This is a genomic window from Variovorax sp. PAMC26660, from assembly GCF_014302995.1.
Classification (GTDB): Bacteria; Pseudomonadota; Gammaproteobacteria; order Burkholderiales; family Burkholderiaceae_C; genus Variovorax.
The window spans coordinates 6309615-6332307 of the sequence record NZ_CP060295.1; the positions used below are offsets into that span (position 1 = coordinate 6309615).

Consider the following 22693-nt stretch of genomic DNA (forward strand, 5'->3'; position numbering starts at 1 on the left):
CACCAAAAAGCAGCGCACTCCTCTCAAAAATTAATTTTTAATACTTGCATAGTATTTTTTCGAGAAACTGATTCAAAAACACTCATTTTGATTTTTTAAATCAAACGAACCTTTAATTCAATTCAGATCCGACGAGCGTTTTCTGGATTCGCAGCGCAGAGGGAAGACTGAAAGATCATCGAATTTCGGTGCTTGCACAACGAGCGCCGAAACGAACCGGGTCACGCGTCCATTCACAGTCGGATGGCGTCCCGCGACCTGGCTCGAAGGCGAACGGTGCCCACCAGCTTGCCGTTCTTTTTTGACCTCTCGGAGATCGCATTCATGCATCGCAGAACTTTGAGTCGAGCCGTCGTCACGGCTTTTGCAGCGGCCGCCCTGGCGGCATGCGGCGGCGGGGGCGACGGCGCCTCGTCATTCGCGCCGGTTTCAAGCGCACCCGCGTCCAAGGACGCCGCGCCGGACGCCAACAATGCGCTGGCCAACGTGGCCGTGGTGGACAAGGTTCTGGACGATCCCAACACCTACAACACGACGCGGACCGGTTCGATCGCGCTGTCGTCGATCAACGAGGACACCTCCCTCAAGCAGCACACGATCACCATCGACACCCAGGCCCTGAACTACGTGGCGCGCGCGGGGCATCTGGTGGCCTACAAAGGCATCGGCGCCACGAAGAAGGCCGAGGCGGCGATCTTCTACACCTCATACACGCGGGACGACCTGCCCAAGGAAAACCGCCCCGTGACCTTCCTGTGGAACGGCGGCCCCGGCTCCGCCTCGATCTGGCTGCACATGGGCTCATGGGGCCCGAAGCGGCTGAAGTCGGACGCGCCCAACATGCCCGATCCCACGAAGCAGCCCGCGAGCTTCCCGTTCGAGGACAACGCGATCTCGCTGCTCGACAAGTCGGACATCGTCTTCGTCGATCCGCCCGGCACGGGGCTTTCGACCGCCATCTCGCCCTTGCGGAACGCGGACCTCTGGGGCACCGACATCGATGCCCAGGTGGTGGCCGACTTCATCGTCGCCTACATCAACAAGTTCAACCGGCAGAGTTCGCCCAAGTACCTGTATGGCGAGTCGTACGGCGGCATCCGCACCCCCATCGTCGCCAACCTGCTCGAGCAGGCCGGCACCAGCGGCTATGCGCCCGATCCTTCGGGCAAGCCCGCGAAGGTGCTGGCCGGGTTCATCCTCAATTCGCCGCTGGTCGACTACAACTCCAATTGCGACATGATGAGCGAGCAGTCTTCCTGCGAGGGTTACATCCCCTCGTACGCGATGACGGCGGACTATTTCGGGAAATCCACCAAGCGCGGAACCAGAACCCAGGATCAATACCTTGCCGAATTGCGCACGCTCGCGAAAACGACGTACGGAAACACGCTGACCACGTATTTCGGCCCGAGCGACTACAGCGTTCCCAAGAGCCAGAGCCAATGGAACGCCTTCACCGCCAGTACGGAGGGCCAGACGGTGCTCAACCAGATGGCGGCCTACACCGGAATTTCCGCGGCGACCTGGAAGGGAAGTTTCAACTACGGCCCCGGCAGCTTCCGGGCGGCGCTGGTTCCTGGCAATACGCTCGGCCGCTACGACGCGCGGATGAAGGTTCCCAATGGCAACAGCTTTGCGGCCGACGATTACATCAACGTCGCATTCCTGAACCAGCTCAAGACCTATTTCCCCGATTTCGTGAATTACAAGAACAAGACGGCCTACCAGCCGCTGAACAACCAGACGATCCAGTACTGGAAATGGCAGCGCGCCGGCAGCAACGACTTCTACCCGCAGAGCATCACCGACATCCAGGCGGTGCTGACCGCCAATCCGGACAGCAAGCTGCTGATCCTGCACGGCTATGAAGACGTGGCGACGCCGGGCTTCCAGACCGAGCTCGACCTGGAAAGCGTGAACCTGGGCAGCCGGATCCCGGTCAAATGGTTCGAAGGCGGCCACATGATCTACAACACCGAGGCATCGCGGGCACCGCTCAAGCAGACGCTCAACGACTACTACGCCTTGCCGGCCCAGGACGCGCTGGACAACGCCAGCGCTTTGGCCGCTCAACTCCAGTAAATGAGGCTCGCCATGAAAAACACATCTTTCTGGTTGACCGCCAGCGCCATCGCCGCCATCGTCCCGTTGATGGGAATGAGCACCGCACACGCCTACGACGACATGCCCAGGCCGCCGCCACCACCCAAGGGCTGGGTCCATCCGCCGAAGCCGACCGAAGATTCCGTGTCGCAGCACGTCGAGACCCAGACCCGCGAGCGCTTCACCGCTGCCACGGGGGGCGACGTCAACGGCATGCTGTCCCGGGAGCAGGCCAAGGCGGCAGGCTGGGGTTTCGTGAGCGACCATTTCAGCGAGATCGACCCGTCCGGCAGCGGCTATGTCCGGCTCGACGACGTGCTGCGCTTCCAGTCGCAACGCACGCCCCAGCAGGTCATGCGCATGAAGGCTGCGGCCAAGACGAGCAACCAGACCAACAGCAAGTAAGGTCACATCGAGGCTTCGAGACACTCGGAGCCTCGATGCAAGACCGGAGGCCGTCCGCGCCGTCCGCGCCGTTCGGGCTCAATTGCCGATGTCGAATTTCGAGATCGACGTCGTGGTTCCGAGCACAGTTCGCACGCCCTGGACGTTGTAGGCCTGCTCCCGGTCGCCGTCGGTGGGCTTGCGTACCGAGAACGAGGCGAACAGCTTGTCTTTTGCCGAATAGCCACCGAACCAGTCCACCAGCCGCCCGATGGAGCACTGCGGCCCGATGCGGACGGGAACGTCTCCCACGATTTCGTAGCTATAGTGGCCCGGGCCATAGCTGGTGTAGTTGCTGCGGTCGTCGTCGCTGGTGCCTTCGGGGACCGGGCACAGCGGTTTGTCCGAAGAGCCCGTATCGCGTGCCTGGCGCGTGTCGATCAGGCCGAGCGCACGCGTCAGCGCCGCATGCAAGGCGTTGTCCAGCGTGGTCGAAGTCCCCTTCTCCTCGTCTTTCTGGACCTTGGGGATCGACAGCCGATAGCTGTAGCGCACGGTGAGCGTGGGAACGTCGCCCACGACCGTCAGCGGCCTCAGCAGATAGACGTCGTCCACGCCGTAGTGGCTGTTCCTGTAGGCCGCATAGACGCGCCCACGCAGGCGGACCCATTGGCCAGACTGGTTGCTGCCGCGGCCGTTGGTCGTGTACAAGCTCGACGAGCCGTTGTCTTCGCCCGCCGCGGCCTGGGCAGGCGCAGCGGGGCCTCCGAACTTCGCGCCCTTGCGGCGCAGCACGCTGATCTCGTTGAACAACCCGGTGCCGCCCACATAGGAGTCGATCACGAGGTCACGCTGCCCGTCGCCGTCGATGTCCATCAAGGTATAGGACCCGACGCCGTTTTCGCCGCCCCCTTCGATTCCCGACGCGCGAAGTGCGCGCCATTCGTCGGCTGTCACGCCCTTGGGCTGAAGGGTGGGGAAATGCGCGTCGTCGCCCGATGGATTGCCATCGCGCGTGTTGGAGAACGAGGTCATTCCTGTCTTGATGCTCAACGCGTCGATGACCTTTTCGAGCGGAAATTCCGCATCGGTCTTGCGCATCGCCTCCACGGCCTGGTGCAGCTCTTCGAGCGCCTCGCGGTCCACGTCGTCGGGCTTGTAGGCATTGACGTAGCGCAGCTGTGCTTGAAGCGCCGCGAGCCGTTCTTCATGCCGCGTGGCGATGCAGCCTGCATCGGCGCCGCAGCGATCGCGGGTCTTGAGCCAGTCCACCTGGGCGCGCCGCAATGCGCCGCGTTGCGCCGGCTGGGCGGCAGCCAGTCGGCCGTAGACGGTGGCCAGTTGGACGTCGAGCTTGCGCAGGTTCTCGTTGGTGCAGATGGCCTTCTCGCTGCCGGTGGCGGCGCGGCTGCAGTCGAGGCCCGCCGCAAAGGTCGGCGCGGCGCAGACACTCAGGGCCGCGAGCGCAATGAAGGACAGGCAGGGCCGCATGTTGTGTTCGAAGGCGGAGTTTTTCATCCGGGCAATGTAGGGCGTTTTGCCCGTGTTCAAGCGGAACGACCACAGGGCGATGCTCGAAGCGTCCATGCAAGAAGCTGCAGCTGCCCGAGCTGCTCGGGGCGCGATCACGCCGAGGGACGGAATGAGGGTCAGCTTCCGGTAAGGGTGCGCGTCATATTTTCAAACCTCGACCCGGCTGCGCAGAAGCCTGCCGTCCATCGTCACGATGGTCGCGTGAGTCGCATCCAATCAACAAGGGAGGCCACGCCATGTGGGGAGGCATCACGCGCCGTGCGCTTCAATGTGCGATCTTGTCTTGCCTGGCGCTGGGCGCTCTGGTGGGCTGCTCCACCACACCCTATGGCCCGCGGGGCCTGGCTGGCGGGTACGTGGAGACTCGCGTGGCCGACGACACCTACGTCGTGGCATTCCACGGCAATGGCAAAACGTCCGGCGACATGGTCTGGCGTTATTGGATCTACCGTTGCGCTGAACTGACCCGGCAACGGGGGTACGAGTTGTTCACGCTCGCGCCCGACAAGACTGCAGCGCTGCCCACCGGAGATGGCTTGGCCCTCATGACGCTCGATGCGGCGCAAGGCGACTCGCCGACGCCTGCGGACATGTTCAAGGGAGGCAGCGGCGGCGCAGGCAGCCACTCTGTGTACATCCCGAGCTATGCAGGAGGCGGCGGCACCATCACGAGCTGGCATGCGAGTGCAACGATCAGGATGTTCCGCGACGCGAGCGAAGCCGGCGCAACCTACGCGCTGCGCGCCGGTGCCGTCATCGAAATCCTGAAGCCTTACGTCGCCAGCCAGGGCCGCAGCGGCGCCCCCTCCAGGCAAGAGTTGATCGTGCGCACCATTGCTACGCCGCTTCCTGAAGCTGCGGGGTCTGCATCAGCGCGCCGACAAGAACCGGTCCAGCTCAAGGACCTCGACGGCCTGATTCATCCATAGAGCGAATGCAATGCAAATGCAGCGAAGCAGCCCCATGAACTTCTCGCGATATCGGGCCGCGCTCGGCCTGGGTGTCCTGGCCATCCTGCCGGTGCTCGTTCGCGCGATGCCGGCCGAAGAACTGTTCCGGCGCATCTCCCCGTCTGTCTGGGTGGTACGCCCGCTCGACGCCCAGGGCAAGTCCCTGGGGACAGGGAGTGGCGTGGTGATCGAGCCGGGGCGGCTCGTCACCAACTGCCACGTGCTTGCGAAGGCAGCTGCGATCCTGGTGAAACACGAGAACGTGAGCTTCCAGGCCGAGTTGGAGTTTCCCGACATCGAGCGCGATCTGTGCTCGATCAAGGTGGCGAACTTCAGCGCGCCTGCCGTGCAGATTGCACCGCTCGACACGGTGAGAGTCGGGCAAAAAATCTACACCATCGGCACGCCGTTCGGTCTCGAACAGACGATGAGCGATGGTCTGGTTTCGGCACTGCGTCGAGGCCGCGACGGGGCTGTCGAGAACATCCAGATCTCGGCGCCCATATCGCCCGGATCGAGCGGGGGCGGGTTGTTCGACGAACAGGGCCGGTTGGTGGGAATCACGACCTCGGGCCTGTCTGCCACCGCTGGCATGGCCCCTGCCCAGAATCTCAACTTCGCCCGGCCGGCCCAGTGGATTTTCGATCTGCCTGAACGGGGCCGCCTCGCCCTGGCCTCTTACAAGAAACCTGCGAGCACGGCCGGTGCATCGACAGCCGTCGCCGGAAAACAGCACCTCGATGCGCCGATGCTCGTCAGCAAGACCTGGAGCTATCCGCACCCGCGCGATGCGGCGACCTTCGGCAATGTCGAACTGACGTTTTCGACCGCCGGCGTGCATGCGAGGAATGCCAAGTCAAGCGCCGACGGCACATGGGAAATTCGTGACGACACCCTGTGCGCGAACCTGGACTCGCCGGGCTGGGGGCGTCTGTGCTTCTATCTGGTGAAGGACGGCGACGATGTGCAACTGGTGAACGCTTCCAGCGGAATCCGTTCGAAACTGACTGTCCGCTGAAGGCTGGCCATCCCTCAGGGCGCGCTGAACCAGTCTTGCGCCCAGTCCTGCCGCTTCACGGGCTGGAACTCGTTGAATGTGAAGCTGGCGAGCTTCTCGGTGCTGAACGGATCTTCTGCAAAAAATGCCTGCAACGCCTCCAGCGAGGCGGCGCGGGCCAGCAGGAAACCGCCGGTGGCCGGCACCTTCGGGCCGGAGCACAGCAGCAGGCCGGCGTCATAGCCCAGTTGAAGATAAGCGCGGTGCGCGGGCACCGATTCCTGGATGCGCGCCAGCGGCTCGAGGTAGTTGATTTCGACGATGAAATGCTTCATGGGCCTTGCGATGCAACCGCCGTGCCAGCACGCCCCCGCCGCACGTTCACCGCGCCAACGGCAACCTCATGTCGAAGCGCGCACCCCCACCGCTTTCGTTCGCCGCCTCGATGCGCCCGCCGTGCGCGTGCACCACAGCCTGCGACAGCGCCAGCCCCAACCCGAGTCCCGGTGTCTTCTCATCCGAGCGCGCAATGGCGCCCCGGTAGAAGCGCTCGAACAGATGCGGCAGATCGTCGCCGCGAATGCCGGGCCCGCGGTCGGACACGCTGATCACGGCCTCGTTCGCCTGCGCATCGGCGCGAAGGCTCACACGCACCGTGGTGTCGGGTGGTGAAAACTTGAGTGCGTTGTCGAGCAGGTTGGCCAGTGCCAGGCTGGCCGCGCCGCGCGCCACCCGCGCGGCCACGGGCGGTGCGGGCTCCAGCAGAAGCGTCAGATGCCGCTCCCGCGCCATCGGCTCCAGCCGGCGCACCGCCTCTTCGGCCAGCACGTTGAGCGAGACCGTCTCGGCGGCATCGCGCTCCTGCCCCGCATCGAGGCGGGCCAGCACCAGCAGTTCTTCGACCAGCAACGTGAGCGACTCGACCTCTTCGAGCGAGGAATGCAGCGTCTCCACGTAGGCGGCCGGATCGCGCGGGCGTCGCAAGGCCAGTTCGAGTTCGGTGCGCAGCCGGGACAACGGCGAGCGCAGCTCGTGCGAGGCATCGGACGTGAAGCGGCGCTGCGCCTCCATGCCGTCCTCGATGCGGCCCAGCATGTCGTTGAGCGTGTCGACCAGCCGCCCGATCTCGTCGTTCGTTCCCGGATGCGGCAAGCGTTCGCCCAGGTTCGCGTCGCCGATGCGGTGCGCCTGCTGCACCACGTCGTTGATGGCGCCGAAAGCGCGCCGCGTGATCAGGGCGCCCGCAGCGCCCAAGGCCAGCAGCAGCGCCCCGCCCAGGATCAGAAAGAGCACGCTGGCCATGGCGACGGTGCGGTTCACGTCGTCCAGCGAACCGGCCACCTGCACCGCCAGCAGCGACGGCCGACCCGGCACGGGCACTGAGACCATACGGGTCGGCTCCTCGCCGAAGCCATTGAGGGTCTCGAACACGGTTTCACCGGCCGCGAGCCGATTGCGCAGCACCTCGGGAATGGGCAATTGCGCCTCGCCGAGGTTGGCGCTGCGCGCCAGCACGCGGCCGTCCGCATCGACGATCTGCACCAGCCGGTCGAGCCGCACGAACGACGGCGCGCCGGGGCCGGGTGGCGCCTCGTGCACGATCACCGTGTCGCCGTCCCCGGCAGACAGCAGCATGCCCATCTCGGTTTCGGCCAGCGCCAGCAGCGCCGCGTCGAGTTCGCGGTGCACGTTGCGCGAGAACACGAGGTACGCGCCGACGGCGGCAATCGCCATCACGATCACGATCACGCTGACGTGCGCCAGCGCCAGCCGCTTGCGAAAACTAAGCATGGCCGTCGTCGGCCAGTGCCAGCCGGAAGCCGCGCCCGCGCACGGTCTGGATCAGTGGCACGGCCGGCGGCGCATCGACCTTGCGGCGCAGGTTGCCGATGTGCACGTCGATCAGGTTGTCGATGGCGATGAGGTCGTCTTTCCACACCTGCTCGGCCAGCCGCGAACGGCTCACTACCTCGCCGGCTTGGCGCAGCAGGATCTGCAGGATCGCGAATTCCTTGTGCGTCAGCTCCAGCACCGTGCCGCCGCGCACCACGCGCTGGCTGAGCGGGTCCAGGCTCAGGTCGGCCACGGCCAGCACCACCGGCCGCATGATTTCAGAGCGGCGCAGCAAGGCGCGCACGCGCGCCAGCAACTCATCGAAGGCGAAGGGCTTGGTCAGGTAGTCGTCGGCGCCGCTGTTCAGGCCGGTCACGCGGTCGTGCAGCGCGTCGCGGGCGGTGAGCATCAGCACCGGCGTCTTGCAGCCCCGCTGGCGCAGGTCGCGGCACAGCGTCAGGCCGTCCTTGCCGGGCAGCATCCAGTCGAGCACGATCAGGTCGTAGGCAATGACGAAGGCTTCTTCGTCGCCCTCCTCCGCCGTGTGCACGACGTCGACGACAAAGCCTTCTTCCTGCAGGCCCCGGGCCAGCAGGCGTGCGGCCTTGCGGTCGTCTTCGATCAGCAGAATTCTCATGAAGGTGGATGATGCCGCGCCTTCCTGACGGCAGGCCGGCGATCCTGAAGAAATCTTCAGGATTTCTTGGGACGTTCTTCAGTCGTGTCTTCGTATTCTCGATCCGGGGCGACGGGGCGGGTCAAGGGCATGGGAAGGCATTCCGTGCGCGGCGCGTCCGGCTCCAACGGACGCCGATCGCGATGAAAAAATCCCTCTACCAGATGACACCGGCCCGCGTGGTCTTCGGCGTGCTGACCTGCGCGGCGCTGTGCGTCGACTCCTTCAGCGACGGCGCCCATGCGGCCACGGTCGCGGCCGCCACACCCGCGCCGATGGTGGTGCGCCAGGGCAATCGCCTCACCATTCCCGCCGGTTCGCCGCTGCGCGACCGCCTGCTGGTTGCCACGGTCGGCACGGAAGCCTCGCCGCATGACGTCAGCCTGCCCGCCACGGTGGAGGCCAACCCGGCCAACACCGTCAACATCCTGCCGCCGCTGACGGGCAAGCTGATCGAGTTGAAGGTGCGCCTGGGCGACACGGTGCGGCGCGGCCAGGTGCTGGCCACGATCACCTCGCCCGATCTGGCGCAGGCCGTGGCCGACGCGCAGAAGGCGCGCGATGCGCTCGACCTGGCGCAGCGCGCGCTGGTGCGGGCACGCGGCGTCAACGAGGCCGGCTCCAACGCGGCCAAGGACGTGGAAGCGGCCCAGAGCAGCGTCGCGCAACAGACCGCCGAACTGCGCCGCAGCGAAACGCGGCTGCACAGCATCGGGGCCGACGGCGCCGGCGCGCAGGCCGGGCAGTCGCTGAAGATCATCGCTCCCACCTCGGGCACGATCACCGCCCTGAACGGGGCCGTGGGCGCGAACCTGAACGACCCCAACGCGGTGCTGATGACGGTGTCGAACCTCGAGTCGGTCTGGGTCACGGTCAACGTGCCCGAGAGCGTGGTGGGCGCCGTTGCGCCGGGGCAGAACGCGGTGGTCACGCTGGCCGCCTACCCGGGCCGCAGCTTCACCGGCAAGGTCGGCTTCGTGAGCGCGGTGCTCGATGCGGACACCCGCCGCGCCCGCGCGCGCATCGTCTTTGCCAACCCCGAGGGCCTGTTCAAGCCCAACATGTATGCGACGGCGGTGCTCGGCGTGCCGCAGGCGCAGCAGCCGCAGGTGCCGGCCTCGGCACTGCTGATGAACAACGACAGCGTGAGCGTGTTCGTCGAGGCCGCGCCGTGGACCTTCGTGCGGCGCATGGTCGAGCTGGGCCGCGAAGACGGCGACCGGGTCCGCATCCGCAGTGGCCTGGCCGCTGGCGAGCGCGTGGTGGTGCGTGGCGGTGTGCTGCTGAATGATTAATCTCATCATCACCCAGTTCTTTCGCCGCAGGCACCTGGCCTGGGCGATGTCGATCGCGCTGGTGCTGTTCGGCGCCTGGTCGTGGACGCAGATGACGGTCGAGGCCTACCCCGACCTGGGCGACGTGACGGTGCAGGTCACGACGCAGGTCAACGGTCTGGCCGCCGAAGAGATCGAGCAGCAGATCACCACGCCGCTGGAGCGCGCGCTGAGCAACACGCCCGGGCTGGCCTCGATCCGTTCGAGCAGCACCTTCGGGCTGTCGCTCATCAACCTGAGCTTCAAGGACGGCACCGACGACTACTTCGCACGCCAGCGCGTGACCGAGCGCATCGGGCAGGTCACGCTGCCCTCGGGCGCGCAGCCGGGCCTCGGGCCGGTCGCGGGGCCGGCGGGCGAGATCTACCGGTACACGCTCGAATCGGACACCAAGAATCTGATGGAGCTGTCGGAAATCCAGCGCTGGAAGGTGATTCCCGCGCTCAAGCAGGTCGCGGGTGTCGTGGACATCAACAACTTCGGCGGCTTCACCAAGGAGTTCCAGCTCGAACTGGACCCTGCCCGTATGCAGAAATACGGGCTGGTGCTGAACGACGTGGTCACGGCCATCAACAACAACAGCGCCAACGCGGGCGGCGGGCGCATCGCGCGCGGCGACCAGAGCTACGTGGTGCGCGGCATCGGCCAGATCCACACGCTGGACGACCTGGGCACGGTGGTGGTCACGCAGAGCGGCGGCTCGCCGGTGATGGTGCGCGACCTGGGCCGGCTGCAGTTCGGCCACCAGGAGCGCGGCGGCATCCTGGGCAAGGACACGAACCCCGACACCATCGAGGGCATCGTCTTGATGCTCAAGTACGAAAACCCCTCGCGCGTGCTCGAAGGCGTGCACAAGAAAATCGACGAACTGCAGGCGCAGCTCGCGCCCATGGGCGTGAAGATCGTGCCCTACATCGATCGCGACGACCTGGTGAAGCTCACGGTCGACAAGGTCACACACACGGTGCTGGAAGGCATGGCGCTGGTGTGCTTCGTGCTCATTCTTTTCCTGGGCAGCCCGCGCAGTGCGGTGGTGGCGGCGGTGGCGATTCCGATGTCGCTGGTCACGGTGTTCATCGTGATGCACTTCACCCGCATGCCGGCCAACCTGTTCTCGCTGGGCGCGATCGACTTCGGCATCATCGTGGACGGCGCCATCGTGGTGATGGAAGCCATCCTCCGGCGGCGCGAGGAAGAGCCCAACGCCACGCTCACCGAGGGCAACATCCTCGAAACCGTGAGCCATGTGTCGGGGCCGATCTTCTTTGCCACGCTGATCATCATCACGGCCTACTTTCCGCTGTTTGCCTTCGAGCGCGCGGAAGGCAAGCTGTTCAAGCCGATGGCCTTCACCGTGGGCTATGCGCTGGTGGGCGCGCTGCTGTGCGCGCTGACGCTGATTCCCAGCCTGGCCTACATCGCGCTGCGCAAGCCGAGCAAGCCCTTCGTCAACAAGCCGCTGGTGTGGCTCACGGGCGCCTACCGGCGCGTGCTGGGTCATCTGCTGAACGTGCCCGCCATTGCCTACGGCCTGAGCGCGGTGGCACTGGCGGCCGTGGTGCTGCTGGGCGCCACTGCCGGGCGTGAGTTTTTGCCCGACATCGACGAAGGTGCGCTGTGGCTGCAGGTGCAATTGCCTTCTGGCCTGTCGCTCGACAAGGCCAGCGAGATGGCGACCGAGATGCGCCATGTGCTGCTCGAATACCCCGAGGTGTCGTACGTGGTGACCCAGCTCGGGCGCAACGACGACGGCACCGACCCCTGGACGCCCTCGCACATGGAAGTGCCCGTGGGCCTGAAGCCGTACAGCGAATGGCCCGCCGGTGTGAACAAGGCCGCCTTCGTGCGCACGCTGACCGAGCGCTTCGCCAAGATGCCGGGCTTCGACGTGGGCATCAGCCAGCCGATCATCGACGGCGTGAACGACGCAGTGGGCGGTGCGCACAGCCCGCTGGTGCTGCGCATCTACGGCGACGACCTGAAGGAAAGCCGCCGCATCGGCAACCAGATCGTCGAGCTGCTGGGCACGGTGCGCGGCACGGCCTCGGCCTCGCTGTTCCAGGAGCCGCCGATTCCGCAGGTGGTGATCCAGCTCAACCGCGAGGCGGCGGCACGTTTCGGCGTCAACGCGAACGACGTGGCCAACCTGATCCAGACCGGCATCGGCGGCGCGCCGGTGATCACCGTGTATGCGGCCAATCGCACCTACAACGTGGCGGTGAAGCTGCCCAAGAGCGCCAAGGGCAACACCGAGGCCATCGGCGCGCTGCTGCTCAACAGCTCCAGCGGCGCCAAGGTGCCGCTGTCGCAGGTGGCCGACATCCGGCTGCAGACCGGCGAAAGCACCATCTCGCACGAGATGAACGAACGCCAGATCACCGTGCGCGTGGACAACCGCGACCGCGACCTGGCCTCGTACCTGGTCGAAGCGCAGGAGCGCATCGGCAAGGAGATCAAGTTCGACGCCACCAAGTACCGGCTGCAATGGGCCGGCCAGTTCGAGAACCAGCAGCGGGCGCAGGCGCGCCTGGCGGTGTCGCTCGCGGTCGTGGTGGCGATCATGGCAGTGCTGCTGTTCTTCCAGTTCGGCAAGCTGCGCCAGGTGGTGCTGATCCTGGGCGTGGTGCCGATGGCGATGCTGGGCGGGCTGATCGCGGTGCACGTGGCGGGCGAAACGCTCAACGTGGCCACGGCGGTGGGCTTCATCGCGCTGTTCGGGGTGTCGATACAGAACGGCATCATCATGGTCGCCAACTTCCGGCGTGTGCGCGGCGAAGGGCTGGAGCTGCAGGCCTCGGTGCTCGAAGGCGCGGCCGAGCGGCTGCGGCCGGTGCTGATGACGGCGACTGTCGCCTCCATCGGCATGCTGCCGGCGGCGCTGGCCACCGGTGTCGGCACCGACGTGCAGCGCGGGCTGGCGACCGTGGTGGTCGGCGGGCTGGTGGTGTCGACGCTGCTGACGCTGTTCATCCTGCCGACGCTTTACTTCGCGCTGGAACGTTTCTTCGAGCGCAAGGGCTGGGGCAATCGCCCGCGCCGCGACCGTTAAAGACAAGGCCCATCCCATGACAACAAAAAGCCTTATGTCCGGCGCTGCAGCCACTGCCGCAACCACCGCCGGCCTCGCATTGCTGCTGGGCGGCTGCGCGGTCGGCCCCGACTACGTGCGGCCGCCACTGAACCTGCCCACGCAATACACCGCCGCACTACCCGCCACGCAGGAAGCCGAGGGCGTGCCGCTGGCGCACCTCTCGCCCGACCTCGACGTGCCTGCGCAGTGGTGGCAGGCCTTTCGCTCGGAGCCACTGAACGCACTGGTCACGCAGAGCCTGGCCGGCAACCCGACCATCGAGGCGGCCGATGCCGCGCTGCGCGTGGCCCGCGAGAACGAGGCGGCCGACCACGCCGCGTTCTGGCCGAGCGTGGCGCTGAACTACGCACCGACGCGCCAGCGCGTGGCAAGCACCGTGGCGAGCCCGGTGTCGTCGAACGCGAACCTCTACACGCTGCACACGGCGCAGGTGACGGTGTCGTACACGCCTGACGTGTTCGGCGCCACGCGCCGGCAGGTCGAGGGCGCGCAGGCGCAGACCGAGCAGCAGCGCTTTCAGAGCCTGGCCGCCCGGCTCACGCTGAGCAGCAACGTGGTGGCCGCCGCCATCACCGAAGCCTCGCTGCGCGCGCAGCAACGCGCTACGCTGGCGATCATCGACGGGCAGAAAGAAATGCTGTGGGCCTTCCGCAAGCAGCAATCGCTCGGGCAGGTGGCACTGGCCGACGTCGATACGCAAGAAGCCTCGCTGGCCGCCACCGAAGCCACGCTGCCGCCGATCGACAAGCAGCTCGCGCAGCAGCGCAACCTGCTCGCCACGCTGGCCGGTCGCTATCCGAGCGAAGGCGTGGCGGCGCACTTCGAGCTGGATGCGCTCCAGTTGCCAAACGAACTGCCGCTGACTTTGCCGTCCACGCTGGTCGAGCACCGCCCCGATGTGCGGGCGGCGGAAGCGCAACTGCAGTCGGCCAGCGCGGCCATCGGTGTGGCCGTCGCGGCGCGCCTGCCCAACGTGACGCTGGGCGTGAACGCCTATGGCTCGTCGGCCTACACGCTGTCGCAACTCTTCAAGTCTTCGTCGCTGTTCTGGACGATTGCCGGCAGCGTGACGCAGCCGCTGTTCGACGGTGGCGCGCTCAAGCACCGCGAAGCGGCCGCCCGCGCCTCGTTCGACCAGGCGGCGGCCCAGTACCGCGCCACGGTGCTGGCCGCGTTCCAGGACGTGGCCAACACGCTCGAAGCCATCGACGCCGACACCCGTGCGCTGCAAGCCGCCATCAAGGCCGAGCGCACCGCGTCGCAAAGCCTCTCGCGCACCCGCAAGCAGGTGCAGTTGGGCGACGCGAGCGCGCTGTCGTTGCGGCTGGCGCAGCAGGCCCAGCAGCAGGCGCTGCTCAACCTCGTGCAGGCCCGCGCGCTTCGGCTGACCGATGCGGCCGCCCTCTTCCAGGCGCTGGGTGGCGGCTGGTGGAATCCGCCGGCGGACGGCGTTGCCGCCGCTTCTGCTTCACACTCATCCATCGCAACTGCATCGAAGTCCACATCGCCATGAACATCATTCGCCACGAGATGGGACCGCGCTTCAGCGAGATGGTGGTCGTCGACCTCGGCACGGCACGCCTGCTCTACCTTTCAGGACAGGTGGCCGAAAACCCCTCGCTCGACATCACGGGCCAGATGCGCGAGATCCTGCATCACATCGACGGCATGCTCGCCACCCAGGGCGCAACCAAGAAAGACCTGGTGAGCGTGACCATCTACCTGCGCACCGTGGGCGACTACGCCGCAATGAACTCGGTGTGGGACGAATGGGTGCCCGTGGGCCACACGCCGGCGCGCGCCACGGTGGGCGCCAAGCTGATCGACTCCGAGTACCGCGTCGAGATCCAGGCCACCGCCGCGATCGGGCCGGTGCCATGACCTCCACGGGACGCGTTGCCATGCTCTGGGCGCTGGCACTCGGCGGTTGCACGGCCATGGACGCGCACTCCTTCGATCACTCGGCCGGCTGGCGGGCCGCGCAGGTCGTGAGCGTGGGGTCAGCCGGCGAGCTGTCCAGCACGGTCGATCGCGATTGCGGCGCGGACGGCGGCACCACTGCCTCTTATGCCGTCGTGCGCTATCGCAACGGCGGGGTGCACACGCGCTCGCTGGGCACGGGGCGCTGGCCTGCGGGTGCCGAGCCGAAGGTCGGGGATGCGGTGCACGTGAACATCCTCGATTGCGCCGCGCCGCTGGCGCTTGCGGATCAGAAGCGAAGCGCCTCCGGCACGCCGCCGCGCTGACGCGAGCCGCCGGCGCCCTATTCCGCCTTCACCCCCGCCGTGCGGATGACCTTGCCCCACTTGGCGGTCTCTGCGGTGATGAAAGCGTCGAACTCTTCCGGCGTGCTGCCGGCCGGAATCGTGCCCATGGCATCGAGCCTGGCGCGTGTTTCATCGCTTCGGATGATGCGTGCCACCTCTTCCGACATGCGCTTGACGATGTCGCGCGGCGTGCCGGCCGGCGCCAGCATGCCGGCCCAGGTGCTGCCGGTGAAGCCCGCGAAACCCTGCTCGATGAAGGTGGGCACATCGGGCACGGCCGGCAGGCGCTTGTCGCCCGCCACGCCGATCAGCCGCACCTTGCCGGCCTTGGCCTGGTTGATGAGGCCGGTGGGCGCATCGAAGAACAACTGGATCTGCCCGCCCATCAGGTCCGTCAGCGCGGGCATGGCGCCACGGTACGGGATGTGGATCATGTAGGTCTGCGTCAGCGACTTCCACAGCTCGGTGGTCAGGTGCGCGGCCGAGCCGTTGCCCGATGAGCCGAAGCTCACCTTGCCCGGATTCGCGCGCGCGTAGTCGATGAGTTCGCGCGCGGTCTTGAACGGCGCATTGATGCTGACCGCTGCCAGCAAGGGCGAAATGCCCATCAGCGAAACGCCCGCCAGGTCCTTGTTCGGGTCGTAGGGCAGCTTGGGATACAGCGTGGTGTTGGCCGCATACGCGGCGATGACGACGCCGAAGGTGCTGCCGTCGGGCGCCGCCTTGGCGATGGCGTCCACGCCGATCAGGCTGTTGGCGCCGGGCTTGTTGTCGACAAGCACCGGCTGGCCCAGCCGCGTCTGCAGGCCGATCTGCACCAGCCGCGCCATCTGGTCGGTGAAGCCGCCCGGCGTGTAGGGCACGACGATGCGAATCGGCTTGCCGGGCCACGCGCTTTGCGCGAAGGACGGAAGGGCAAGGCTGGCCGCGGCGGTGGCGAGGGTGAATCGGCGGCGTGACAACGTGGCGTGCGGCATGGTGGCTTGTCTCTTCCTTGCTTCTGAATGGATCGGACCATTCTCGAAGCGCCACCCGCGCCGCTCGTCAGGGTTTGCCCCGGCGGCGTGCGCTCTTGGTGACTCAGAGCGGAAGAACGTCCGGCGCGCGCCCGTTGGCAAGCCAGCCTTCGAACTCGTCCGACAGCCGCTGCGCCTCGCGCGTGGCCCGGCTCCAGGCGGTGATGCGCGCCTGCGCATCGTTGGCGAAATGGATGAAATCCTTGCGGTCGGGCAGCTTGCCGTTGGGCAGCGACTTCACCCATTCCGGATCGGGCGCCAGCACCACCATGCGGTCGAGAAAACCGGTGGACTTGTGGCGCCAGCGCAGGCCCTTGTCGAGCCAGCCCGGCACCACCGCCTGCTGGAAATGCGGATACAGCACGATGCCGTCGTCGGCCGGCTGGTAATCAAGATGCAGGTGGTAGTCGGTGATGCCGCCGTCCCAGTAAGCGCCGCGCGGCGCGCCCGGAATGTCGTGCACCGCCGCCAGCAGGAACGGAATGGAACACGAGGCCTGCAGCACCATGTTGAAGTTGGCCTGGCTCAAGGGATGCTGGCGCGTGCGGAAATCCTTCGTGCCGAAAGGCAAGGCCGCGCCGGGCGTGGAAAACACGCAGCGCTCCAGCCATGCGCCCAGGCTCTTGCGGTGCAGGCTGTTGGTGGCAAAGGCGCCCAGGTAGCCGACCGGCGTGCGCGCCTTGCCCTCGCGCCCGAGGATGTGGCGCCCGCGCGAGGTCACCACATGCAGGCGGTAGCGCGGGTGGTTCAAGACCTCGTCGATGCGCCCGCCGTAGAAGTCTTCGAGGCCCTGCGCAAAGCGCTCGCTGAGCTGGCGCGGACTGAGCCGCTTCTGCCCCGGCGGCACCTCGAACTGCTGGCGCACGTAGTCGTGCTCGAAGCGCTGGAAGGCGGTTTCCGGGTCCGACAGGCAGGCCGTCGACAGCCGCCACGCGCCGATCGACGCGCCCACCAGATGCACCTGCTGGCTCGATTGCGTGAGCCAGCGGCCAAAGATGAAGCGGTCGAGCGGCCCCAGGATCAGGCCCTTGGGGCCGCCCGCCGCACCGGGGATGGTGCGGATGTCCTGCGGGCGCAGCCCCTGCTGCTCGATGTGCTTGCGGGCCGTGGGCCCGGCGTAGATGCGCAGTGCTTTCATCATGCCGGTGGCCTCAGCAAGAACCGTGCATCACGGCTTACTTGCGCAGCCCCTGCAGCTTGGCGAAGGCGCTGGCCATCTGGCCGGCGGGCTGCGGCGAGTTGTCGCGGCGCGATGGCTGTTGCTGCTGGCCGCGCCCTGCGCCCTCGAAACGGTTGTCGCGCGGGCCGTCGCGGCGCGCGGGCGCTGCGTCGAGCTTCATCGACAGGCCGATGCGCTTGCGCGCCACGTCCACTTCCATCACCTTGACCTTGACGATATCGCCGGTCTTGACCACTTCGCGCGCGTCGTTGACGAACTTGTGGCTCAGCTGGCTCACGTGCACCAGGCCGTCCTGGTGCACGCCCAGGTCGATGAAGGCGCCGAACTGGGCCACATTGCTGACCGTGCCTTCGAGGATCATTCCCTCGACCAGGTCCTTGATGTCGTCCACGCCGTCGTTGAAGCGCGCCACCTTGAAGTCGGGGCGCGGGTCGCGGCCGGGCTTTTCGAGTTCGCCCAGGATGTCCTTGACTGTGATGACGCCGAACTTCTCGTTGGCGAACAGCTCGGGCTTGAGCGTCTTGAGCATTTCCGCGCGCCCCATCAGCTCGGCAATCGGCTTGCCGGTCTTGACGATGATCTGCTCGACCAGCGGATAGGTTTCGGGGTGCACGCCGGTCACGTCCAGCGGATCGGTGCCGCCGCGGATGCGCAAAAAGCCGGCGCTCTGCTCGAAGGCCTTGGGGCCGAAGCCGGTCACGTCGAGCAGTTGCTTGCGGGTGGCGAAGGCGCCGTTCGACTCGCGCCAGCGCACCACCGCCTTGGCCACGCTGGCCGACAGTCCCGAGACGCGCGACAGCAGCGGCACGCTCGCGGTGTTCAGGTCCACGCCCACCGAGTTCACGCAGTCTTCGACCACCGTGTGCAGCGTGCGCGTGAGTTCGCTCTGGTTCACGTCGTGCTGGTACTGGCCCACGCCGATGCTCTTGGGGTCGATCTTCACGAGTTCGGCCAGCGGGTCTTGCAGGCGGCGCGCAATGGAGGCGGCGCCGCGCAGGCTCACGTCGACGTCGGGCATTTCCTGCGAGGCGAATTCGCTGGCCGAGTAGACCGAGGCGCCGGCCTCGCTCACCACGACCTTCTCGACATTCATGGCGGGTGCGCCGGCCTGCTCGGCCATCTTGGCGAGTAGCTTGATGAGGTCGGCGGCCAGCTTGTCGGTTTCGCGGCTGGCGGTGCCGTTGCCGATGGCGATCAGGTTCACGCCGTGCTTGGCGCACAGCTTGCCGAGGGTGTGCAGCGAGCCTTCCCAGTCCTTGCGCGGTTCGTGCGGGAACACGGTGGCGGTTTCGACCAGCTTGCCGGTCGAATCGACCACGGCCACCTTCACGCCGGTGCGGATGCCGGGGTCGAGCCCCATCACCACGCGCGGGCCGGCGGGTGCGGCCAGCAGCAGGTCGCGCAGGTTGTCTGCAAACACCTTGATCGCCACCTTCTCTGCGTCTTCACGCAGGCGGGTGAACAGGTCGCGCTCGGTCGACAGCGCGAGCTTCACGCGCCAGGTCCAGGCCACGCATTTGCGGATCAGGTCGTCGCCGGGGCGAGCCGCATGGCTCCAGCCCAGGTGAAGCGCGATGCGGCCTTCGGCGACGCTGGGCTTGCCCGGTTCGGGCTCGACCGGCAGCACCAGCTTGGCGTCGAGGATGTCGAGCGCGCGGCCACGGAACACGGCCAGCGCGCGGTGCGACGGCACGCGGCCGATGGGCTCGTCGTACTCGAAGTAGTCGCGAAACTTGGAGATGTCGGCGTTGTTCTCGTCCTTGCCGGCCATCAGGCTGGACTTGAGCAGGCCTTCGGCCCAGAGCCATTCGCGCAGGCGCTGCACCAGCGCCGCGTCTTCGGCCCAGCGTTCGGACAGGATGTCGCGCACGCCGTCGAGCACCAGGGGAACGGTCGAGAAATCGGGGCCCGGCTTGCCGTCGTCCAGCGTGGTGGCGGGCTGCAGGAAGGCCTTGGCTTCCACGGCCGGGTCGAGCATCGGGTCGGCCAGCAGCTTGTCGGCCAGCGGCTCGATGCCGAATTCGCGGGCGATCTGGCCCTTGGTGCGGCGCTTCTGCTTGAACGGCAGGTACAGGTCTTCCAGCTCCTGCTTGGTCGGCGCGAATTCGATCGCGGCGCGCAGTTCGGCGGTGAGCTTGCCCTGCTCGTCGATGCTCTTGATGACCGCGGCGCGGCGGTCTTCAAGTTCGCGCAGGTAGGAAAGGCGGGCTTCCAGCTCGCGCAGCTGGATGTCGTCCAGGCCGTCGGTGGCCTCCTTGCGGTAGCGGGCGATGAAGGGAACCGTGGCGCCCCCGTCGAGCAGTTCGACGGCGGCCTTCACCTGATGCTCGCCAACCTTGATTTCGGCGGCAAGCTGGCGAATGATTTTCTGCATGTCTTGAGCGCGTCCCTGGCAAAGCGCGGGAGTTTGCCATAGGCGCGAGCCGGCCCCGGCCGGGTGGCCCTGCGGGCGTGTTACAGCATGCTTTCGGACTCGGGCGGCACGCTGACTGGCGGTGCTTCGTCGCACGGTATCAGCAGGCGTATGCACAGGCCGTGCGGCGCGCAGTCCATGACGGCCAGCTCGCCGTGCACGGCGTCCGCGCGGGCGCGCATGCTGCGCAGCCCCTTGCCCAGATGCTCCGTCGGCACGGTGGCCGAGGCCTGCAGGCCCCGACCGTTGTCGCGCACCTCCAGCATCAACCCGTGCGATCGGACTTGCGGGCCGAAGTGCAGCTCGACGCGGGTGGCATGCGAGTGGCGCAGCGCGTTGGACAGGGCTTCTTGCGCCACCCTGCAGATCTGCACGGCGGTTTCGGGCGGCAAGGGGCATGTGTGGGCGGTGCCGGGAATGTGCCATTCCAGGGCAATGCCGAGTCGGTCGAAGGCCGGCTGCAGCCGGTAACGCAGGTGGCCCAGTCTTTCGACGACGCTGGCGGAGGTCTGGTCGTCCAGGTCGTCCACCGTCATCTGCAACTCGAGCAGGCAGTCCTGCAGCGCCATCGACAAGCCGTCGGGCTCGGCGGATTTCTTCGGGTCCTGGCTGGCGAGCAGCGCCACCAGCCGGGAGCCCACGCCGTCATGCAGGTCGCTGGCGATGCGGCGACGCTCCTTCAGGATGGCCTGCACCTGCCGGTAGCGCGCGACGCGGCGCTGGGAGAGATACCAGATGCTCACGACCATGCCCAGCACCAGCACGTTGACGCCCTGCAGCGCCCAGAAGGTCACCGGCATGTCGTGCGCCAGCACCGTGATGGCCGACGTGGCCCGGATCACCTGCGCCGCCACCGGCGTCAGGTGCAGCGCGGCGGCCAGAGCGATCCACGTCAACACCCGCCGGCGCGAAACGCGCGGCCACAGCCATGTCAGCAACACACACCACGAGGCGATCGACAACCACACGTACTGGTCTTCCAGGAAGTGCGGCAGATGAAAGACTTGCGGCGTGAACATGGCATGGCCTACAGAAGACCCCGATGCGACGCGAAGCTCACGGCCTGTGCCCGGGTGTGGGCGTGCAGCTTGCGGTAGATGTTCTTGACGTGTGCGTTAACCGTCTGGGCGCTGATGGTGAGCTGCAGCGCGATCTCTTCGGTTACGTACCCGGTCGCTACAAGTCGCAACACTTCGCGCTCCCGTGCCGATAACGTCGCCTTGCTGTCCGGCGGGCGCACGGGGTTCACGTTGGAGCGCTTGTGGTCCAGGTGAACCAGCAGCCGGCGCGCCAGCCGCGGGGTGATGGCGGCACCGCCGTTCACCACCTGCAGCACGGCCTGCGCATAGCTCTGGAACCACGCGTTCTTGACGAGGTAGCCGGAGGCGCCCAGCTCGAAGGCGTGCAGCACCTGGGGTTCGTCTTCGAGTGCGGAGATGACGATGATTTCGGCCGCGCTGCGGTGCTTCTTGGCCTCTTCGATCAGCTCGAAGCCGCTGCCGTCGCCCAGCCGGATGTCGACCATGAGCACGTCGAACTCGTGTTGCATCAGGAGACGCCGTCCTTCGCGCAGGGTACCGGCCTGCCCTTCGAGCTGGATGCGCAGATCGCTCAGCAACTCCTGGGCAATGACGCGACGCACGAAGGGGTCGTCGTCCACCAGCAAAACACGCACTGGCTTGGTCTGCTGACCGGTCAGGAAATCAGGCCATGGGAGGGTGTCGGCAGAGGGGGCGAGCAGCCCGCCGAACTGCCCGGGATTGGAGAATTTCCTAGCCCCGCTTCCAATATCTGTCAATGAAATGTCGAGTTCGCTTTCCATTTCAGCCCCTTTGTGACAAAAGAATCACCCTGTTCGTGACCAAAAGTTAATTCATTTCTACTCAAATTCCGAGTTTCTGCTTTTTTGATTACTTTGGTTGCATTTTGTTGCTACTCACTTTCTATGTCCAACGAAAGTTGTAGTTTTTGTCACGGTTGCCGCATGGAAAAGCGGGTTCCTGCAGGCCCGCCGAGGCGCCTCATCCAGTCCTTTCGCCATAGCCTCGCACTACCCAGCCTGAGGCATTTTTTGTTTGCCACTCGACGCTGAAACTTCATCCCGGTCGTCACGGAAACATTTCATTCCGCGTTCACTGACCGTTAGCTGATGGCCGGACTCCCCCGGCGATCAGGTTTGTTTCACACACTTTCGAGGAAGCATCATGAAGAAGACTCTTATCGCGATGGCAGTGGTTCTGGTCGCCGGCGTTGCCTCGGCAACTGTCAGCAGCACGGCCCTTGCCGCTACCAGCACCACGACCGGTTCCTCCAGCTCTGCAGGTTCCGTGGCCGCCAGTTCAGGCACGGGCAGCGCGTTGAGCTACAACGCGGCCACGTCCAGCTCGTCGGCCAATGCCAATGCGGCAGGCGGCGCCTTCGCCGTCCCGGGCTTCGCCATCGGCGGTGCAACGGCAGGCGGTTCGGCGACCACCACCGGCAAAGTGACCAGCGTGGCCGCAACGACGGGCAACGGCGTCGCAGCGGGCGGGGCCAACGCCTCGGCCAATGCGGGCGCGGCCGCCAATGCAAACTACAGCGCTGGTGGCGCGACCCACGTGAGTGGCAGTGCAGGCGGCGTGGCCGGCTCCAACACCAACAACACAGCTGCAACAGCCTCGGGTCCTGGCGGCGGTCTTGCGGTGGTGACGCGGACCTCGACGACGACGTCGGGCTTCAACGCATCGTCCGGCGCCATCAACGGGCCGATCAACGGCACCACAACGTCGGCGACGGCGGGCTCGACCGGCGGCTCCTTCGGCGTGACCAACATCCACCTCGGCAATGCCGGTGGCTTCAGCAACGGTGGCGGCACCGGCGGCCTGGCTGGCGCTGGCGCAACCGCATCGGCTCCCTGAGCGATACGGCCCCGGTTGT

The 22693-nt window shown here is 66.5% G+C and carries 19 protein-coding genes; 10 read left to right on the top strand and 9 right to left on the bottom strand.

Annotated features, from left to right (window positions below):
* Positions 1-324 precede the first annotated feature (324 nt).
* Positions 325-2082 (top strand): S10 family serine carboxypeptidase-like protein, encoded by a 1758-nt coding sequence (locus H7F35_RS29690; protein WP_410010739.1) that lies wholly within the window; start codon positions 325-327, stop codon positions 2080-2082.
* 69 nt (positions 2083-2151) lie between these two features.
* On the top strand, positions 2152-2508 hold the full coding sequence (locus tag H7F35_RS29695) for a hypothetical protein (RefSeq protein ID WP_410010805.1): 357 nt from the start codon (positions 2152-2154) through the stop codon (positions 2506-2508).
* Positions 2509-2586: 78 nt separating this feature from the next.
* Here H7F35_RS29695 and H7F35_RS29700 read toward each other — a convergent pair whose 3' ends face one another.
* Complete coding sequence (locus tag H7F35_RS29700; RefSeq protein ID WP_261803412.1) at positions 2587-4005, bottom strand: lysozyme inhibitor LprI family protein; 1419 nt, start codon at positions 4003-4005, stop codon at positions 2587-2589.
* A gap of 251 nt (positions 4006-4256) precedes the next feature.
* Here H7F35_RS29700 and H7F35_RS29705 point away from each other — a divergent pair, with 251 nt between their 5' ends.
* Together H7F35_RS29705 and H7F35_RS29710 are read left to right on the top strand one after the other, a co-directional pair.
* Entirely contained in the window at positions 4257-4949 is a 693-nt protein-coding gene (locus H7F35_RS29705; protein WP_410010740.1) for a CC0125/CC1285 family lipoprotein, read from the top strand.
* A gap of 34 nt (positions 4950-4983) precedes the next feature.
* Positions 4984-5988, top strand: coding sequence for a S1C family serine protease (locus H7F35_RS29710; protein WP_187110086.1), 1005 nt, complete (start codon positions 4984-4986; stop codon positions 5986-5988).
* Positions 5989-6002: 14 nt separating this feature from the next.
* Here H7F35_RS29710 and H7F35_RS29715 read toward each other — a convergent pair whose 3' ends face one another.
* Genes H7F35_RS29715 through H7F35_RS29725 form a run of 3 tightly spaced genes read right to left on the bottom strand, consistent with a single transcriptional unit; the run spans position 6003 to position 8437 of the window.
* Positions 6003-6302, bottom strand: coding sequence for a YciI family protein (locus H7F35_RS29715; RefSeq protein WP_187110087.1), 300 nt, complete (start codon positions 6300-6302; stop codon positions 6003-6005).
* A 46-nt stretch (positions 6303-6348) separates the two neighbouring features.
* The gene (locus H7F35_RS29720; RefSeq protein WP_187110088.1) at positions 6349-7758 is read right to left on the bottom strand and encodes a sensor histidine kinase; all 1410 of its coding nucleotides are present in this window, start codon (positions 7756-7758) and stop codon (positions 6349-6351) included.
* Positions 7751-8437, bottom strand: a complete 687-nt coding sequence (locus H7F35_RS29725; RefSeq protein ID WP_187110089.1) for a response regulator transcription factor — start codon at positions 8435-8437, stop codon at positions 7751-7753. The genes H7F35_RS29720 and H7F35_RS29725 overlap by 8 nt, the downstream gene beginning before the upstream one ends.
* Positions 8438-8619: 182 nt before the next feature.
* Between H7F35_RS29725 and H7F35_RS29730 the strand changes: the two genes are divergently transcribed.
* Genes H7F35_RS29730 through H7F35_RS29750 form a run of 5 tightly spaced genes read left to right on the top strand, consistent with a single transcriptional unit; the run spans position 8620 to position 15147 of the window.
* Complete coding sequence (locus H7F35_RS29730) at positions 8620-9771, top strand: efflux RND transporter periplasmic adaptor subunit (protein ID WP_187110090.1); 1152 nt, start codon at positions 8620-8622, stop codon at positions 9769-9771.
* On the top strand, positions 9764-12859 hold the full coding sequence (locus tag H7F35_RS29735) for an efflux RND transporter permease subunit (protein ID WP_187110091.1): 3096 nt from the start codon (positions 9764-9766) through the stop codon (positions 12857-12859). The genes H7F35_RS29730 and H7F35_RS29735 overlap by 8 nt, the downstream gene beginning before the upstream one ends.
* 16 nt (positions 12860-12875) lie before the next feature.
* Entirely contained in the window at positions 12876-14414 is a 1539-nt protein-coding gene (locus H7F35_RS29740) for an efflux transporter outer membrane subunit (protein WP_187110092.1), read from the top strand.
* Positions 14411-14782, top strand: coding sequence for a RidA family protein (locus H7F35_RS29745; protein WP_187110093.1), 372 nt, complete (start codon positions 14411-14413; stop codon positions 14780-14782). Before H7F35_RS29740 ends, H7F35_RS29745 begins: the two co-directional genes overlap by 4 nt.
* On the top strand, positions 14779-15147 hold the full coding sequence (locus tag H7F35_RS29750; protein WP_187110094.1) for a hypothetical protein: 369 nt from the start codon (positions 14779-14781) through the stop codon (positions 15145-15147). The genes H7F35_RS29745 and H7F35_RS29750 overlap by 4 nt, the downstream gene beginning before the upstream one ends.
* A 17-nt stretch (positions 15148-15164) precedes the next feature.
* Here the strand turns inward: H7F35_RS29750 and H7F35_RS29755 are convergent, their stop codons facing one another.
* From H7F35_RS29755 to H7F35_RS29775, 5 genes are all read right to left on the bottom strand, one after another.
* Entirely contained in the window at positions 15165-16145 is a 981-nt protein-coding gene (locus H7F35_RS29755; protein WP_187110095.1) for a tripartite tricarboxylate transporter substrate binding protein, read from the bottom strand.
* Positions 16146-16248: 103 nt separating this feature from the next.
* Positions 16249-17322, bottom strand: a complete 1074-nt coding sequence (locus tag H7F35_RS29760; RefSeq protein ID WP_187114461.1) for a phospholipase — start codon at positions 17320-17322, stop codon at positions 16249-16251.
* Between the two features lie 37 nt (positions 17323-17359).
* Positions 17360-19738 carry a Tex family protein gene (locus H7F35_RS29765; protein WP_187110096.1) on the bottom strand — a complete coding sequence of 793 codons (2379 nt, stop codon included), beginning with the start codon at positions 19736-19738 and terminating at the stop codon, positions 17360-17362.
* An 80-nt stretch (positions 19739-19818) separates the two neighbouring features.
* The gene (locus H7F35_RS29770; protein ID WP_187110097.1) at positions 19819-20796 is read right to left on the bottom strand and encodes a sensor histidine kinase; all 978 of its coding nucleotides are present in this window, start codon (positions 20794-20796) and stop codon (positions 19819-19821) included.
* A gap of 8 nt (positions 20797-20804) precedes the next feature.
* Positions 20805-21599, bottom strand: coding sequence for a LuxR C-terminal-related transcriptional regulator (locus tag H7F35_RS29775; protein ID WP_093240092.1), 795 nt, complete (start codon positions 21597-21599; stop codon positions 20805-20807).
* Positions 21600-21981: 382 nt separating this feature from the next.
* Between H7F35_RS29775 and H7F35_RS29780 the strand changes: the two genes are divergently transcribed.
* Positions 21982-22674, top strand: coding sequence for a hypothetical protein (locus tag H7F35_RS29780; protein WP_187110098.1), 693 nt, complete (start codon positions 21982-21984; stop codon positions 22672-22674).
* Positions 22675-22693: the final 19 nt, after the last annotated feature.